The sequence below is a fragment of the Streptomyces sp. NPDC023573 genome, assembly GCF_055559735.1.
The window spans coordinates 278,832-295,182 of the sequence record NZ_JBVHKB010000007.1 but is presented as its reverse complement, the minus strand read 5'-3'; the positions used below and the strand labels follow the sequence as shown (position 1 = coordinate 295,182).

The 16,351-nt window shown below is 71.2% G+C and carries 18 protein-coding genes; 14 read left to right on the top strand and 4 right to left on the bottom strand.

Annotation, left to right across the window (positions count from 1 at the left end; genetic code table 11):
* Positions 1-13: 13 nt before the first annotated feature.
* From ACZ32T_RS23695 to ACZ32T_RS23685, 3 genes are all read right to left on the bottom strand, one after another.
* Complete coding sequence (locus ACZ32T_RS23695; RefSeq protein ID WP_467368835.1) at positions 14-643, bottom strand: class I SAM-dependent methyltransferase; 630 nt, start codon at positions 641-643, stop codon at positions 14-16.
* Positions 644-668: 25 nt separating this feature from the next.
* Positions 669-1,454, bottom strand: a complete 786-nt coding sequence (locus tag ACZ32T_RS23690; protein ID WP_467265676.1) for an SAM-dependent methyltransferase — start codon at positions 1,452-1,454, stop codon at positions 669-671.
* A 147-nt stretch (positions 1,455-1,601) separates the two neighbouring features.
* Positions 1,602-3,317: a lysyl oxidase family protein gene (locus tag ACZ32T_RS23685; RefSeq protein ID WP_467268874.1), complete on the bottom strand. Its 1,716-nt coding sequence runs from the start codon at positions 3,315-3,317 to the stop codon at positions 1,602-1,604.
* A gap of 443 nt (positions 3,318-3,760) precedes the next feature.
* On the opposite strand from ACZ32T_RS23685, the gene ACZ32T_RS23680 reads away from it, so the two are divergent.
* From ACZ32T_RS23680 to ACZ32T_RS23615, 14 genes are all read left to right on the top strand, one after another.
* On the top strand, positions 3,761-4,522 hold the full coding sequence (locus tag ACZ32T_RS23680; protein ID WP_467268876.1) for a DeoR/GlpR family DNA-binding transcription regulator: 762 nt from the start codon (positions 3,761-3,763) through the stop codon (positions 4,520-4,522).
* A gap of 189 nt (positions 4,523-4,711) precedes the next feature.
* Positions 4,712-6,070: an ABC transporter substrate-binding protein gene (locus ACZ32T_RS23675; RefSeq protein WP_467368833.1), complete on the top strand. Its 1,359-nt coding sequence runs from the start codon at positions 4,712-4,714 to the stop codon at positions 6,068-6,070.
* Positions 6,067-7,032 carry a carbohydrate ABC transporter permease gene (locus ACZ32T_RS23670; RefSeq protein ID WP_467368830.1) on the top strand — a complete coding sequence of 322 codons (966 nt, stop codon included), beginning with the start codon at positions 6,067-6,069 and terminating at the stop codon, positions 7,030-7,032. The genes ACZ32T_RS23675 and ACZ32T_RS23670 overlap by 4 nt, the downstream gene beginning before the upstream one ends.
* Positions 7,029-7,907, top strand: a complete 879-nt coding sequence (locus ACZ32T_RS23665; protein ID WP_467368828.1) for a carbohydrate ABC transporter permease — start codon at positions 7,029-7,031, stop codon at positions 7,905-7,907. The genes ACZ32T_RS23670 and ACZ32T_RS23665 overlap by 4 nt, the downstream gene beginning before the upstream one ends.
* Complete coding sequence (locus ACZ32T_RS23660) at positions 7,907-8,896, top strand: zinc-dependent alcohol dehydrogenase family protein (protein WP_467368826.1); 990 nt, start codon at positions 7,907-7,909, stop codon at positions 8,894-8,896. The genes ACZ32T_RS23665 and ACZ32T_RS23660 overlap by 1 nt, the downstream gene beginning before the upstream one ends.
* A complete protein-coding gene (locus ACZ32T_RS23655; RefSeq protein WP_467268887.1) occupies positions 8,893-9,807 on the top strand; it encodes a PfkB family carbohydrate kinase in 915 nt (304 codons plus the stop codon). Before ACZ32T_RS23660 ends, ACZ32T_RS23655 begins: the two co-directional genes overlap by 4 nt.
* A gap of 275 nt (positions 9,808-10,082) precedes the next feature.
* Positions 10,083-10,505 carry a DUF6221 family protein gene (locus ACZ32T_RS23650; protein WP_467268889.1) on the top strand — a complete coding sequence of 141 codons (423 nt, stop codon included), beginning with the start codon at positions 10,083-10,085 and terminating at the stop codon, positions 10,503-10,505.
* Positions 10,506-10,603: 98 nt separating this feature from the next.
* Entirely contained in the window at positions 10,604-11,494 is an 891-nt protein-coding gene (locus ACZ32T_RS23645; RefSeq protein WP_467368824.1) for an SDR family oxidoreductase, read from the top strand.
* Positions 11,495-11,602: 108 nt separating this feature from the next.
* On the top strand, positions 11,603-11,836 hold the full coding sequence (locus tag ACZ32T_RS23640) for a hypothetical protein (protein ID WP_467268893.1): 234 nt from the start codon (positions 11,603-11,605) through the stop codon (positions 11,834-11,836).
* 340 nt (positions 11,837-12,176) lie between these two features.
* Positions 12,177-12,668 (top strand): lamin tail domain-containing protein, encoded by a 492-nt coding sequence (locus tag ACZ32T_RS23635; RefSeq protein ID WP_467268895.1) that lies wholly within the window; start codon positions 12,177-12,179, stop codon positions 12,666-12,668.
* A 149-nt stretch (positions 12,669-12,817) separates the two neighbouring features.
* Positions 12,818-13,315, top strand: coding sequence for a peptidylprolyl isomerase (locus ACZ32T_RS23630; protein ID WP_467268897.1), 498 nt, complete (start codon positions 12,818-12,820; stop codon positions 13,313-13,315).
* A gap of 166 nt (positions 13,316-13,481) precedes the next feature.
* Positions 13,482-14,273: an SDR family NAD(P)-dependent oxidoreductase gene (locus ACZ32T_RS23625; RefSeq protein ID WP_467368822.1), complete on the top strand. Its 792-nt coding sequence runs from the start codon at positions 13,482-13,484 to the stop codon at positions 14,271-14,273.
* A 26-nt stretch (positions 14,274-14,299) separates the two neighbouring features.
* On the top strand, positions 14,300-15,010 hold the full coding sequence (locus ACZ32T_RS23620) for a ribonuclease H family protein (RefSeq protein ID WP_467368820.1): 711 nt from the start codon (positions 14,300-14,302) through the stop codon (positions 15,008-15,010).
* Positions 15,011-15,109: 99 nt separating this feature from the next.
* A complete protein-coding gene (locus tag ACZ32T_RS23615) occupies positions 15,110-15,733 on the top strand; it encodes a class I SAM-dependent methyltransferase (RefSeq protein ID WP_467368818.1) in 624 nt (207 codons plus the stop codon).
* 131 nt (positions 15,734-15,864) lie between these two features.
* Here the strand turns inward: ACZ32T_RS23615 and ACZ32T_RS23610 are convergent, their stop codons facing one another.
* On the bottom strand, positions 15,865-16,263 hold the full coding sequence (locus ACZ32T_RS23610) for an ATP-binding protein (RefSeq protein WP_467368816.1): 399 nt from the start codon (positions 16,261-16,263) through the stop codon (positions 15,865-15,867).
* Positions 16,264-16,351: the final 88 nt, after the last annotated feature.

Genomic DNA, 16,351 nt, shown 5'->3' with positions numbered 1-16,351 from the left:
GATCACCGGCGGATCACCGGCGGCAGTCCAGGAACAGATGGGGTTCGGGGACCGCCCCGGGCCGGTCCGGAGTGAACACCGATGCGGTCTCGTGCACGACGGTCAGCCCGGCATCGGCCGCGAGTGCCCTGAGCGCGTCGGGCCCGAAGCTGGTCACCCGTACCTCCTGGCCCATGAAGACGGTGCTCACGCCCTCCACGTCCAGCGGCACGGTCGCCAGGACCAGATGACCGCCCGGCCTGAGCGACCGCGCCAGACGGTGCACGAGGGCACGCTGCTCCTCGCGCGACATCTGCAGCAGCGAGAAGTAGACGCAGACGGCGTCGAAGCTCTCCTTCTCCAGGGCGAGCTCACGGATGTCCGCCCGGCGGAACGACGCCCCGGGGACCCGGCGGGACGCCAGGTCCACCATCACCGGTGAGACGTCGACGCCCAGCACCTCGTGCCCGGCGGCCGCCAGGGTGTGGGCGGTCGGCCGGCCCGTCCCGCTGCCGACGTCCAGAATCCTGCTGTGCGGCGCCAGCCGCCCCAGCAGCCGGTCCAGTGAGTCGTGGTGCGCGGCCGAGCCGGCGAAAGCCGCCTCGTAGTCGGCCCCGATGGCGTCGAACGCCTCGGCTGCCGCGTGCTGATGGCTCTCGGCCATGGGCACCTCCCCTTCCGGACCGTGACTACGGGATACGGGCGACCGCGACGTAGACGCCGCTGAACTCCTGCTCGGGGGCCGGTGTGCCGCGGAACCACTCGGGAGCCGTCACCAGACCCGGCTCGACGATGTCCAGGCCCTCGAAGAAGCCGGCGAACTCGGCGCGGGTGCGGAGAGCGAGCCGGATGCCCCCCTTGCCGTACTCGGCCGCACCCTGTTCGCCGCGCTCGGGGTTCACGTCCGAGGCACCTTGCGACAGCACCACGTAACTGCCCGGAGCCAGCGCGGAAGCCAGTGTGCGCACGACGGCCCGCGGGTCCTGGTCGTCCGGGAGGAAGTGGAGAAGACCCAGGAGCGAGAGGGCGACGGGCCGTTCGAAGTCCAGGACCTTGCGGGCCGCCTCGATGATCGTGCCCGGTTCGAGCACGTCCGCGTGGACGTAGTCCGTGGCCCCTTGCGGACTGCTGATCAGGAGCGCCTCCGCGTGGCGCAGGACGATCGGGTCGTTGTCGCAGTAGACGACCCGTGACCGCGGATCGATCTCCTGGGCGATCTGGTGCAGGTTCGGCGCGGTCGGGATCCCCGTGCCGATGTCGAGGAACTGGCTGATGCCCTCGCCGGCCAGCCAGGCCGTCGCGCGGTTCATGAAGGCACGGTTCTGGAACGCCCCGGCCTTCGCCTCCGCCGGCAGGTGCCGCGCCACCGCCTGGTCCACCGGGTAGTTGTCCTTGCCTCCGAGCAGCGAGTCGTACACGCGGGCCGAGTGGGGCCTGCTGGTGTCGATCGGGGGCCGGGGTGTCCCAGTCGTCATGACGCGCTCCGTCGCAGATGAGGTGAACCGCTCCGCCTGCGCAGTCTGCCACAGCAACTCACGCAGGGGCGGCAGCCGTTGATCTCTCATGCCTGACGGAAGCGGCCCCCGGGACCATGTCCCGGGGGCCGCGCGGCGGACCGGGTATCAGGGGGCGTCGACCAGGTCGTGCTTGGGCACGGTCACGGTGCGGGCACCGGGCTTGCCGCCCAGGACCACCTTCCGCAGGGCGCTGTTGTTGCCGAGGTCGGTCTCCTTGAGCCGGTTCTCCGGGTTGGCCAGCACCTGGATGTAGTAGGTGCCGTTCGCCAGGCCGGTGATGTCGAAGGACTGGCCCGGAAGGTCCTGGGTGTACGTGTCACCGGAACCCACGTCGAGCACCTCCCGTACGGAGATGGAGTTCTCCTGGCCGCAGGCCGTGGACAGATCGGTGTTGTCCGGATGCCAGTTGGCGTTCTTCACCGTGTAGTCGACCGCGTCGGTGTTGGCCAGGCAGAAGGCCTCCTTGCCGCTGCGTACGGTCTCCTTCCGGTCCGCCTTCAGCAGCCGGTAGCTCGCGAAGTCGGTGAAGTGCCAGTGCTCGTGACCCGGGCGGGGGTCCCACTCCATGGTGCCGGTCGGGGTGTAGCCGACCTGCTTGCCCGAGGCGTCGTAGAAGTACTGGTAAGCGTCCATCAGTTCGTTGCCCGGCTTGCGGAAGCCGTCCACGACCAGCTGTGCGGGGCCCGCGTTCCACACGTTGGCGCTGAAGGCCAGATAGTCCTTGCCCGGAGCGTCTGCGTCGCCCTGCCCGATGGTGATGCCGTAGGCGGGCAGGGAGCGCAGGTCGGGCTTGGGAACGTCCGGAACGGCTGCCCTGCCCGTCGGACGCTGCGCGTTCGGCCGCGCGGCGGGTGCCTGCCGGGAGCCGTCCGTAAGTCCCGGCCCGTCGCCCTGCGCCGACCGGAGGCCCTGGCGCTTGGCGGCCCACGGCACGGCGGCGGGCGCCGGCGGGTGGGGGCCGTGACCCACGTTGTACGAGGGGCCCGCGCCGGTGGTCGCGGCCGCCGGGGCGGGAGTGCGCGCGGCGGTGTGGCCGGCGTGGCCCGAGTGCCCGGCCCCGTGGGCCGCGTGCTCCGACGCGGAACGGGCGCCCGCGGCGCCGGCCGGGCTCTCCTCCTCCCAACTGCGCTCGCGCACGGTCACCTTGACGGTCTGCGGCGCGTCAGCGATCTTGAACAGGTCGCGGTAGCGCTGGGTGACGGCCACCTCCGCGGTGTACGTCCCGGCGGGAAGGGCGACCGGCGCGGCGTAGTAGCCCGCGTACGTGTTGGCAGCCCAGCCCTTCTCGACGCCCCACACCGATCCGAGCGTGAACGGGTTCGTCGGACAGCTCTCGGGATACTTCGACGTGGACGGGGCCTCGGGCAGAATCCGGCCCGAGGCGTTGTTCGGGCAGAAGGACTCCGTACGGTTCACGACGGCCTTGCCCGCGGCGTCCCGGACAGTGATCCGGAGGAAGCCCGGCAGCCCCGAGAAGTCCTTCACCAGTCCCTTGGGCAGGGCCTTGGTCCGGGTCTTGTTCCCCTCGTGGATGATCTGGGTGGCGACGACCGGGTCCTTGTAGCTCTTGCGGGTCACCCGCAGCTCGAGCGGGGCACCGGAAGCGGTGAGATACGTCCCGAGGTCCAGGTAGACGCCCGGATCCTCCTTCCACGAGTCGAGCGTCACCGACTTCGAGGCGGCGACCAGGCCGAGCTGGGGGACAGGAGCCGCCTGCTCGCTGTCGGGCGCCGCGGCGACGACGCCGGCGGTCACGGTGATCGCCGCGGCCGCGGCGACAGCCGGACGCCACAGGCGGTTGCGGGGGGTTCTGCTGCTCATCGTTCTCCGATGTCCGGATGCCCCGTCGGGGCGGTGGAGTCGCTTTGCCCATGAGAGAGGGCGAACCCGCCGGAGGTTGTCCGCGGGCTCCCGAAGACCGGAAGGTTGGCCGAAATCGGGCCTTGGGGTGTGCAATCAGACATTTCTCTGCTGTTCCTGGCGCGACCGCGGGAGTGCTGTGCTAGAAGCGCGCCCACGCCTCTGTGACCGCTGACGGGCATGAAACGGGCGCGCCCACAGGCGAAGCAGGCGCCGCGCGGGCGCCCCGCCACCGCCGTGTCACGGGCCACCAGCGTGGGGACCGGTGGAGAAACGGGCACGAACGGGCAGAGGCTGTGGCGCGAGGAAGCTGGTCGTACAGCCGTTTCTGCTTGTACAAACAATGCGTGGGCCCGAACGGACGCCGGGCCCACGACTGATTCGCACTAGCGCAGGGATGTGTCGTGGGCACCGAGGAACGCCGCCGGGGAATTCTCGAGACGGCCCGACAGGACGGTTCGGTCGACGTGAACCGGCTGGCCGAACGGTTCGAGGTGGCCAAGGAGACCATCAGGCGCGATCTGCACGCCCTGGAGGAACACGGGCTCGTCCGGCGCACGCACGGTGGTGCGTACCCGGTCGAGAGTGCCGGGTTCGAAACCACCCTGGCGATGCGCACCACGCACCACGTACCGCAGAAGTCACGGATCGCGACGGCCGCCGCCGAGCTGCTCGGTGACGCCGAGACGGTCTTCGTCGACGAGGGCTTCACCCCGCAGCTCATCGCCGAAGCGCTTCCCCGCGACCGCCCGCTGACGGTGGTCACGGCGTCCCTGGCCGTCGCCACGGTCCTGGCGGACTCGGAGAAGACCGCCGTGCTCCTCCTCGGCGGCCGGGTGCGCGGCAGCACCATGGCGACCGTCGACCACTGGGCGACCCGTATGCTCGCCGACTTCGTCATCGACCTCGCCTACGTCGGTGCGAACGGCATCTCCCGCCAGTACGGGCTGACCACCCCGGACCCGGCGGTCGGCGAGGTCAAGGCGCAGGCCATGCGCAGCGCCCGCCGCCGTGTCTTCGCCGGCGTCCACTCGAAGTTCGGAGCGGTGAGCTTCTGCCGCTTCGCCGGTGTCGGTGACTTCGAGGCCGTCGTCACCGACACCGGTCTGCCCTCGGCGGAAGCCCAGCGCTACTCCCTGCTCGGCCCGAACGTCATCCGCGTCTGACACGACGGCGGGACCGCCCCGCCGCACCCGGCCCCTTCGTCCCCGTACCCGTCCCCCGTCCCCCGCTCCCGCCCTCGCGTCCTCTTCGAGCAACACCCGCAGGGCAGCCCCGCCATGCCCGGAACCGTCAGGAGAGCCGGAGCGCACGGGCACCGATCCGCGAGCCGCTACGACCGATCAGGAGATTCTATGCCCCACCAGCAACGACGCCGTGGGATCCGCGTGCGTGCGGTCGCGGGCACGGCAGTGATGGCCTTCCTCGCCGCCGGATGCGCCGGAGCAGGCGGCACCGCGTTCGGAGGGGGTGACGCACTGAACGTACTGATGGTGAACAACCCCCAGATGCTGGAGCTGCAGAAGCTCACCGCCGAGCACTTCACCGAGGAGACCGGCATCAAGGTCCACTTCACGGTGCTCCCGGAGAACGACGTCCGCGACAAGATCAGTCAGGACTTCTCCAACCAGGCGGGCCAGTACGACGTCGGCACCATCAGCAACTTCGAGGTGCCCTTCTTCGCGAAGAACGAATGGCTGCACCCCCTCGACACCTACGCCGCCGAGGACACCGACTTCGACCAGGAGGACATCCTCGAACCCCTGCGCGAGTCACTCACCGCAGAGGGCAAGCTCTACGCCGAACCCTTCTACGGCGAGTCGTCGTTCCTCATGTACCGCAAGGACGTCTTCGACGCGAAGGGGCTGACGATGCCCTCGCACCCCACCTGGACCGAGGTGGCGGACCTCGCGGCGCGGGCGGACGGCGCCGAGCCCGGCATGAAGGGCATCTGCCTGCGTGGACTGCCCGGCTGGGGCGAGCTGATCGCCCCGCTCACCACCGTCGTCAACACCATGGGCGGCACCTGGTTCACCGAGGACTGGAAACCCCGGCTCACCTCACCGGAGTTCAGGAAGGCCACCGAGTTCTACGTCGATCTCGTGCGCAAGCACGGTGAACGCGGCGCCTCCCAGTCCGGATACGCCGAGTGCCTCAACAACATGACGCAGGGCAAGACCGCCATGTGGTACGACGCCACGGCGGGCGCCGGCTCGCTGGAGGCGGCCGGCTCCCCGGTCAAGGGGAAGATCGGCTACGTACCCGCGCCGGTCGAGGAGACCAAGAGCTCCGGGTGGCTCTACACCTGGGCCTGGGGCATCCAGAAGGCGTCCAAAAAGGCGGACGACGCGTGGAAGTTCGTCTCCTGGGCTTCCAGCAAGGAGTACGAGTCGCTCGTCGGTGAGACCAGCGGCTGGTCCAACGCCCCGGCCGGCAAACGCGCCTCCACCTACGAGAACCCCGAATACCGCGAGGCGGCAGGCGCCTTCGCGGACGTCACCGAGCAGGCCATCTCGGGGGCGGACCCGAAGAACCCGGGAACCCAGCCGCGCCCCGTGCCGGGTATCCAGTTCGTCGGCATCCCCGAGTTCACCGATCTCGGGACCAGGGTCGCGCAGGAGATCAGCGCGGCCATCGCCGGCCGCCAGTCCGTCGACAAGGCGCTGGCCGCTTCCCAGAAGCTGGCCGAACAGGTCGCCAAGGAGTACCGATGACCACAGCAGTCGGCACCACACCCCAGTCACCACCCCGGCCACCCGCGGCCCCGGCGCCCAAGGCGAACCGGGCCAAGGCCTGGGCCACCAGGGCTCCGCTGCTCCCCGCACTGGTCTTCCTGATCGTCGTCACCCAACTGCCGTTCGTGGCGACCCTGGTGATCTCCCTCTTCGACTGGAACTCCCTCAGTCCGGACAAACGCGCCTTCAACGGGCTCGACAACTACGCGTCCGTCTTCACCGACGCCGCGCTCCGCGACTCCGTCGTCACCACGATCCTGCTGACCGTGGGCGTCGTCCTCGCCACCGTCGTCATCGGACTGGCCCTCGCCCTGCTCCTGGACCGCACGTTCTTCGGCAGGGGCATGGTCCGCACCCTGCTCATCACGCCGTTCCTGATCGTGCCCGTCTCCGCCGCGCTCCTGTGGAAGCACGCGCTGTACAACCCGGAGTACGGCCTCCTCAACGGCGCGCTCAGCTGGGTGGGCGACCTCTTCGGCGACACCAGCCCGAGCCAGCCCGACTGGATCGCGGACATGCCGCTCCTCGCCGTCATCGCGGCGCTGGTCTGGCAGTGGACGCCGTTCATGATGCTGATCCTCCTCGCCGGCCTCCAGAGCCGGCCCGCTGAGGTCGTCGAAGCCGCCCGCCTGGACGGCGCGAGCGCCTGGCAGACCTTCCGCTATCTGACGCTGCCGCATCTGCGCAGGTACCTCGAACTGGGTGTCCTGCTCGGGGCCGTCTACATCGTGCAGAACTTCGACGCGGTGTTCACGATCACCGCGGGCGGACTCGACACCGCCAACCTTCCCTACACGATCTACCAGACCTTCTACCAGGCCCACGAATACGGACTGGCGTCCGCCGCGGGAGTCGTGGTGGTGATCGGCACGATCATCATCGCCACCTTCGCGCTCCGGACCGTCTCGTCCCTCTTCAGTGAGGAGGCGAACCGCGCATGACCACCGCCACCGTCCCCGCGCCCGCTCCGTCCGCACAACGCATCCTGCGGCGGGCCAGACGCCGCTCCACCGCGCTGGGCCTGCTGGCCTGGGCGGCAGGACTCGCCTTCTGCCTGCCCGCGCTGTGGATGCTGCTGACCTCGCTGCACGCGGAGTCCGACGCCGCCACCAACCCGCCCTCCCTCTTCGCGCCGCTCACCCTCGACGGCTACCGCGCCTTCTTCGGCGCCGACACCGGCGTCACTCCGTGGCCGCCCCTGCTCAACTCCCTGGGCGCCTCCTTCTTCTCCACCGTCCTGGTGCTCCTGCTGGCGCTCCCGGCGGCGTACGCCCTCTCCATCCGGCGCGTCCCCAAGTGGACGGACGTGATGTTCTTCTTCCTCTCCACGAAGATGCTGCCGGTCGTCGCGGGCCTCCTCCCCGTCTACCTGTTCGCCAAGAACGCCGGGATGCTGGACAACATCTGGCTCCTCGTCCTGCTCTACACCTCGATGAACCTGCCGATCGCGGTCTGGATGATGCAGTCCTTCCTCGCGGACGTGCCGGTGTCGGTCATCGAGGCCGCCCAGGTCGACGGCGCGAGGCTGCCGACCGTCCTGGCCCGGGTCGTCGCACCGATGGCCGCCCCCGGGATCGCGGCCACCGCGCTGATCTGCTTCATCTTCAGCTGGAACGAACTGCTCTTCGCACGGGTGCTCACCGGCGTCGTCGCCCAGACGGCACCCGTCTTCCTCACCGGATTCGTCACCAGCCAGGGCCTCTTCCTGGCCCAGCTGTGCGCCGCGTCCGTCGTCGTGTCCCTGCCGGTGCTCGCCGCCGGCTACGCCGCCCAGGACAAACTCGTCCAGGGCCTGTCTCTCGGAGCAGTGAAATAATGCGGGCAGCCATCGTCGAAGCACCCGGGAAGATCTCCGTCACCACCGTCCCCGACCCCACCCCGGGCCCCCGCGAGGTCGTCGTGTCCGTCGCCTCCTGCGGGCTGTGCGGAACCGATCTGCACATCCTGCAGGGCGAGTTCGCGCCCTCCCTGCCGCTCGTCCCCGGCCACGAGTTCGCCGGGGAGATCGTGGGCGTCGGCCGTGACGTCACGGAGCTCGCCATCGGCGACCGCGTCGCCGTCGACCCCTCGCTGCATTGCCACGAGTGCCGCTACTGCCGCAGCGGGCGCGGCAACCTCTGCGAACGCTGGGCCGCCATCGGCGTCACCGTCTCCGGCGGCGCCGCCGAGTACGCCGTGGCCCCCGTCGCCAACTGCGTCCGGCTGCCCGACCACATCGACGTGAGGGACGCGGCCCTCATCGAACCGCTGTCCTGCGCCGTCCGGGGCTACGACGTACTGAACAGCACCCTCGGCGCCGAGGTGCTGATCTACGGCTCCGGGACCATGGGCCTGATGATGCTCGAACTCGCCAAGCGCACCGGTGCGGCCGGCGTGGACATCCTGGACGTCAACCCCGACCGTCTCGCCACGGCCGGCCTCCTCGGCTGCTCCCGGTCCGCGGCCGGGGCGGACGAGCTGGAGCGGCCCGGCGGCTGGGACGTCGTCATCGACGCCACGGGGAACGCCGCCGCCATCCAGGACGGCCTCGGACGCGTCGCCAAGGGCGGGACCTTCCTCCAGTTCGGGGTCGCCGACTACGCGACGACGGCAGTCATCGAGCCGTACCGCATCTACAACCAGGAGATCACCATCACCGGCTCGATGGCCGTTCTGCACAGCTACGAACGCGCCGCCGCGCTCTTCGCCACCGGGGTCCTCGACCCTGCCGTCTTCATCAGCGACCGGCTGCCGCTCGACCAGTACCCGCAGGCCATCGACCGTTTCAAGGCGGGCGTCGGCCGCAAGATCGTGGTCGAGCCGTGACGGGCGGTCCCGGCGCCGTTCTCGTACTCGGAGAGGCGCTCGTCGACCTCGTACCCATGGCCGACGACGGCGGCCTGCGGGCCGCCCAGCCCGGCGGGGCCCCGGCCAACGTCGCCGTCGGGCTGGCCACGCTCGGCACCCCGGTGGCGTTCGCCGGAGGGCTGGGCGGCGACGGCTTCGCCCGCATGATCGAGGAGCGGCTGCGGGCGGCCGGGGTGGACCTCACGCTCTGTGAACGCTCCGGACTGCCCACGGCGCTGGCCGTCGCCGAGCCGGGCGCCGGGGGGACCGGCTACCACTTCCACCTCCAGGACACGGCGACGTTCCGGCTGCCCGACCTGTCCACGCGGGCAGCCGCATTCGGGGCCGTGTACGCCGGCGGGCTCGCGGCCGTCGTGGGACCCGCGGCATCGGCCGTACGGGCCACCGCCGAGGCTGCCGCCGCGCACTCCCTGCTCGTCGTGGACCCCAACGTCCGCCGCGACCGCACATTGGGCGCCGACCACGGCGCGGCGGCGCTGCGCGAACTGTGCGCACTCGCGCACGTCGTGAAGGTCAGCGACGAGGACCTGGGGACGCTGTGGCCCGGAGCCGACCCGGAGGAGGCCTGCCGGGAACTGGCGGCAGGAGGAAGGCTGGTGGTCCTCACCCGTGGCGCCCGGGGCAGCACCGCCTTCACGGCGGACGCACCGCCCGTCTCCGTCCCGGCCACCCCGGTCGAGGTGGTCAACACGATCGGCGCGGGGGACGCGTTCACCGCGGGTCTGCTGAGCCGGATGGGGGCCCTGGGTTCCTTCACGGCGACGCCGTATCCGGAGGAGGTGAGGGACATGCTGTCGTTCGCCTCCGAGACGGCCGCCTCGGTGTGCGCACGGGCGGGCACGGAGCCCTCGGCCCCCGCCGGTATCTGAGGGGGCTCGCCGCCCGCGTGGACCGTCGCCGGGCCGGCCGCACACCGGAGTCCGGCGCCACCCCGGGAGGGGAACTCGGCTCCCGCCCGGCGGGATGCCTCCCGCCGGATCCCGCCGGTCACCACCCCGCGCGGTGTCCGTCATACGGAACGCCCCTCGTGCCGACTGCGTCCTGGGCACGCGGGTGAGGCATCCTCTGCTGGTCGGGCAGAACGGGCCCGTGGTGGTGAGTGGATCTCCGCCACGGTCTGTGACGGAGAAGGATGCGGAACCAGATGGCAGACAACTCGGACCTGTTGGCCTTCGTGCGGGCACGCCTCGCCGAGGAGGAGCAGATCGCGCGGGAGGCGGGAGGTGACGGCTGGCGGACTCCGGCCGAGGCACCCGGTGAGGTGCACGACCGCACGAGCGGCATCGCCTTCGTCGTACGGTCGCGCGCCTACGACCGGCACATCGCCTTCCAGGACCCGGCACGCACCCTGCGCCGCGTCGAGACCACCAGGGTCCTCCTGGACGAGTACGAGGAGATCGCGGTCCTGGACACCGACCGCCCTGCCCAGGACTTCACCTCGGGCCGCGCCGTCGGGCTGGGCTTCGTCGTGCGGCAGATGGCCGCCGAGCACGCCGGTCACCCCGAATACCGGGTGAAGTGGCTGCCCCGGTTCTCCCACTGGGGCCCGCCCTCCCCGCCGGAGTAGAGGCAGGCCCGCCCCGTCTCGCCGAGCGCCCGGCCGACAGGAGTGTTTGGGTGGACACACCGTCCCGCGCGCCGACGGGGTCGAGCCGAGGAGGGCGTATGACGAGCACACCCGGTCCTCTGGAGGGCCGCGTCGCCGTCGTGACCGGCGCCGCACGGGGCCTGGGCGCGGCCCTCGCACGCGAGCTGGCGGACCGCGGCGCCACGCTGGCCCTGGTCGGCCGGGAGGAAGCCGGCCTGGCCGCGGTGCGGGACTCGCTTCCGGGCCTCGCGCGGTGCTGGGAGGCCGACGTCACCGACGAGGCGGGAATGGCGCGGGTGGCGGACGAGGTACGGGAAGGGCTCGGCCCCGCCTCGGTCGTGGTCGCCAACGCGGGCCTGGCCGAGGGCGGCCCCTTCGCGGAGTCCGACCCGGCGACCTGGCGGCGCGTGATCGAGGTGAACCTGATCGGCAGCGCGATCACCGCACGGGTCTTCCTGCCCCAGCTGCGCGCCACGCGCGGTTACTACCTCCAGATCGCATCGCTGGCCTCCATCGGCGCCGCGCCCATGATGAGCGCGTACTGCGCCTCCAAGGCGGGCGTGGAGTCCTTCGCGCACTCGCTGCGCGCCGAGCTCGCCCATGAGCACGTCGCGGTGGGGATCGGCTACCTGAACTGGACCGACACCGACATGATCCGCGATGCCGACCAGCACCCCGTGCTGCGCGAGCTGAGGGCGCACATGCCCAGGCCCGCGCGCAAGGTCTACCCGGCGGAGACCGTGGCACGCCGCATGGCGCGGGCGGTCGAGCGCCGCAGCGCCGCCGCCTACATGCCGGCGTGGCTCCGCGCCACGCAGCTGGTGCGCGCCGCGATGCCTCCGGTCGTCACGGCGTTCTCGAAGCGGGAGCTTCCCGGACTGGCACGGACGGCTCGGTTCGAGCCCACGGGCCTCCTCGGGGCGGGCGGGCGGGCCGACGCGTCGAGCCGGCGGGGACCGGACGGCTGAAACCCGCTCCGCCCGGCTCGGACACGGGCCGCACTGAGTACGGGGGAGCGGGGCGGCTGAGTACGTGACCCGATCCGGGCGTCTGCCGCCGCTGGTCGAATGGGGACCATGCTCCCCGAAGCGCCGACGCGCCCCCGCATCCAGAACCTGACCAGCGCGGGCACGGCGCTGGCCGTGACCCTGCTCCCGCTGGCCGTCGGCGTCCTGCTGGCCAGGACGATGGCGCTGGATCCGATGACATCCGTGAACGCTTTCGTCACCGGTGGGGGGCAGCGCGTTCGGCTCGCCCCTTCGCGATGGATGCTGAAGGCTCGAACGCGCGAGCTGCTTTCCCGGCGGTAATGGAATGTCCGTCCAGGTAAGCGCTGTCGCTCCTGTTACACGGATCGGCGAGGTCCCGGCAGGGGTGTGCGGGGGAGCGGGGCCCGGTGGACGGGGCGCCGTGACCAGGCGGACGGCCCTCGCAAAGGGTCGGTGCAACGATCAACGGTTGACAGGTCTACGACTGTCGGGATCCGTGCCGGGTGCAGTCGTGTGTGACAGAAATGTCCGTACTTCGTCACACGGACCAGGGCGTCTTTCGGCCATCCCGAAAGCGGGACAAAGTTTGCGTTCCCGGTACGACGCCGGGATCGGAAAACGCCCGGAGCTCCATGCCGGGCCCGCATGATGAGGGGTTTCCATGTCCCGTACCGCACGCCGGATCACCGCCACCGTCCTCGCCTCAGGCGCCCTGCTCGCCGCGGCGGCCCTTCCGGCGACGGCCGATGGCCGGGACCACGGTCACAACCGGCCGGCGCACCGCTCGGCCGTCGTCCTGGGCGCGATCCAGTACGACAGTCCCGGTCGCGACAACGGCTCCAACCGGAGCCTGAACGCCGAGTGGGTCACCGTGACCAACACCAGCCGCCACTCCGTCAACCTCCGCGGCTGGACGCTCACCGACGAGAGCCGACGTTCGTACACCTTCGACCTGCGGCTGGCCGGCCGGTCCTCCGTCCGCGTCCACACCGGTGTCGGCCGTGACACCCGGCACGACGTGTACCAGGACCGCCGCCACTACATGTGGGACAGCAGGGACACCGCCACGCTCCGCGACAGCCGCGGGCACAAGGTCGACTCCGAGTCCTGGGGCCGGCACCACCGTGGGGGCGGCCACCGCGGCAACCGCTGAGCGGCACCGGTAAGGGGAAGCGGCGTTCTCCCTGACTGAGACGGCGTACCACGGCTCACCGCCGTGGTACGCCGTACGCGTGCGGCGCGCGGCCGCCGTGGGGCGGGGCCTGTGCATCGGGAGGTCCCGGGTGATGTCAGGATGGACTCATGACCATCAAGGCGTTTTTCGACATCACCATCGACGACCAGCCCGCTGGGCGGATTGTGTTCAACCTCTTCGACGACGTGGCCCCCAAGACCGCGGAGAACTTCCGCGCGCTGGCCACCGGTGAGAAGGGCTTCGGCTACGCGGGCTCGCCGTTCCACCGCGTCATCCCGGACTTCATGCTCCAGGGCGGTGACTTCACCAACGGCAACGGCACCGGCGGCAAGAGCATCTACGGCGAGAAGTTCGCCGACGAGAACTTCACGCTGAAGCACAACAAGCCCGGCCTGCTCTCGATGGCCAACGCGGGCCCGAACAGCAACGGTTCGCAGTTCTTCATCACCACGGTCCTCACCCCGTGGCTGGACGGCAAGCACGTCGTCTTCGGCGAGGTCGCCGACGAGCCGAGCATGGAGCTCGTCCGCAAGATCGAGTCGTACGGCTCCTCGACCGGCAAGACCAAGGCGAAGATCGCCGTCTCCGAGTCCGGCGTCCTCTGAGTCACCCGACGGGGCTCCCGGCCGGTTTCCACGGGCCGGGAGCCCCGAGCCGTGCCATGGCCTGATCCGGACGGGGCACGGCGGCCGGAAGGCGTCCCGGGCCGGGGAGTGACAGGGTGGAGATGCTTCGACCCCGCACACCCACATGGGACGGAAGGACCGCAAGGTGCGTATCGATCTCACCGGCAGGACCGCTGTCGTGACCGGCTCCTCGCAGGGCATCGGGCTCGCCGTCGCCACCGGGCTGGCCGCCGCCGGAGCGCGCGTCGTGCTGACCGGACGGGGCCGGGACCGGCTCGTCGCGGCGGCCGAAACGCTGCGCCGCACCGAGCCCGACGCCGATGTCCTCACGGTCGCCTGCGACCTCGCCACGGAGCAGGGGGCTGCGGAGCTCCACGAGGCCGTGCCCACGGCGGACATCCTCGTCAACAACCTCGGCATCTTCGGCTCACGGCCGCCGCTGGAGATCACCGACGAGGAGTGGCGCGCCTACTTCGACACCAACGTCCTCAGCGCGGTGCGTCTGATCCGCCGCTACCTCCCCGGTATGACCGAGCGAGGGTGGGGCCGGGTGCAGAACATCGCGAGCGACTCCGCGATCGTCATCCCCGCCGAGATGATCCACTACGGCATGTCCAAGACCGCCCTGCTCGCCGTCTCCCGGGGCTTCGCCAAGGAGGCCGCCGGCACCGGGGTGACGGTGAACTCCGTGATCGCCGGGCCCACGCACACCGGTGGTGTCGAGGACTTCGTCCGCGAGCTGGTGGGCGATCTCCCGTGGGACGAGGCCCAGCGCGAGTTCATGCGGCTGCACCGCCCGCAGTCCCTGCTCCAGCGCCTGATCGAACCCGAGGAGATCGCGAACCTCGTCGTCTACCTCAGCTCCTCGCAGGCGTCGGCCACCACGGGCGCCGCCGTGCGGGTGGACGGCGGCTACATCGACTCGATCGTGCCCTGAGCTTCCGGGCTGGCATGATCAGGGGCATGGACGAGCGCATCATCGCCGCGTGTGACGGGGCATCGAAAGGCAATCCGGGACCTGCCGCCTGGGCGTGGGTCGTGGCCGATGGCCAGGGGAAACCCCGGCGGTGGGAAGCGGGCCCGCTGGGCACCGCCACCAACAACGTCGCCGAGCTCACCGCCCTGCTGGAACTGCTGCGATCGACCGATCCGGGCGTGCCCGTCGAGGTGCGCATGGACTCGCAGTACGCGATGAACGCGGTGACCAAGTGGCTGCCGGGGTGGAAGCGCAACGGCTGGAAGACGTCCGGGGGCAAGCCGGTCGCCAACCGGGAGCTGGTGGTCTCCATCGACGAGCTGCTGAGCAGCCGCGCCGTGACCTTCCGCTACGTACCGGCGCACCAGGTGGACGGCGACCCCCTCAACGCGCTGGCCGACCAGGCCGCGAGCGAGGTGGCCGTCTCGCAGCAGGCGGCGGGGACCGCGTACGGCACGGCGGACATGCCGGTGCCCGCGCCCGCCCGCTCGACGAAGAGCCGGACGGTGGGCGCCGCCAGGAGCGGGTCCACGGGAGGCTCCACCGCCGGCTCCTCGGGCCGGGCGCGGTCCGCCGCCACGATCCGGGCGAAGTTCGCGGGCCGGTGCCACTGCGGGAAGCCGTACGCGGCCAAGGACATGATCGCCAAGAACCCGAACGGCTGGGGACACCCGGAGTGCCGGACGGTGCCGGCCTGAGCCGTCCCGGCCGGGAGACCGGCTCCGTGGCATCCGGCACGAGAACGCGCCGGTCCGGGCTCAGGAGCCCCGACGAACCGACGAGAAGGCACACGCGACATGACTGGACAAGATGACCGCTGGGCGGAGCTCACCGGAGGAAAGGCCGGAGAGGCCTACGCTCAGCGCTTCGCCCAGCTCGCCGATTCGGGTCACGACATCCATGGCGAGGCCGCCTTCTGCGCCGCGTTGCTGGGACCGGCCGCCCGGGTCCTCGACGCCGGCTGCGGCACCGGCCGGATCGCCATCCGGCTCGCCGGGCTCGGCCACCGCTGCACAGGCGTGGACGTCGACTCCTCGATGCTCGCCGTCGCCCGCCGGGACGCCCCCGCACAGGAGTGGCTCCATGGGGACCTGGCACGCCTCGACACCCTCGGCCTGGAGCCGGGCTTCGATCTGGCGATCGCAGCCGGGAACGTCATCCCGCTGCTGGCTCCCGGAACCGAAGCGGAGGTCGTCCGTCAGCTGGCCGCGGCACTGCGCCCCGGCGGTCTGCTGGTCACGGGCATGGGCCTGGACGCGGCACACCTGCCGCTGCCGGAACCGACCGTGACCCTCGGGGAGTACGACGACTGGTGCGCACAGGCCGGACTGACCTTGCAGCGACGCCACGCGACCTGGAGCGGCGATCCCTATGACCCGGGCTGTGGCTATGCCGTCAGCGTGCACTTCCGCCCCGCCTGAGCCCAGCCCGTACGCGAGTGCTCCCGTGGGCGGGGCGAGGTCACTTCGACGCGAGACAGCCGGCCGGCGTCCGTGTCCGGGCAGCCCAGGACAGGTGAGGGCCGGGCCGAGCGGAACCGGTCCGGGAGACCTCAGACGTCCGCCCAGACGAGTCGGCCGGACACGCTGCTGCGCGTGCCCCATCGCGTCGCGAGCGCGTCCACGAGCATCAGGCCCCGGCCGTCCTCGGACACCGACGCGAGACTGAAACCGTCGTCCGTGCCGTCCGCACCGAAGGCCACGGGGCCGGGACCCTCCGCGCCGTGCGGGCCCTCCGGCACGGTGCCGGAGGGCCGGTCCCGTGGACCGGGCAGTTTCGGCACATCCCGGCGGCCGCGGTTCCACACGCAGATGCGCACCCGGCCGGGGGTCCGCAGGAGACGGCACCGGATCCGCCGGCCCGCGGTGTGTTCCACCGCGTTCGTGACCAGCTCGGTCACGAGAAGGGCCGCCGTCTCGACGCGTTCGTCGGGTTCTCCCCAGCCCCGCATGGCTTCCTGCACGCGGTGTCTCGCCACAGGAACGGCCCGGGGAAGGCGGGGAATCCACCAGCTCTGTGCGCTCCGCCCGCCCGATCCC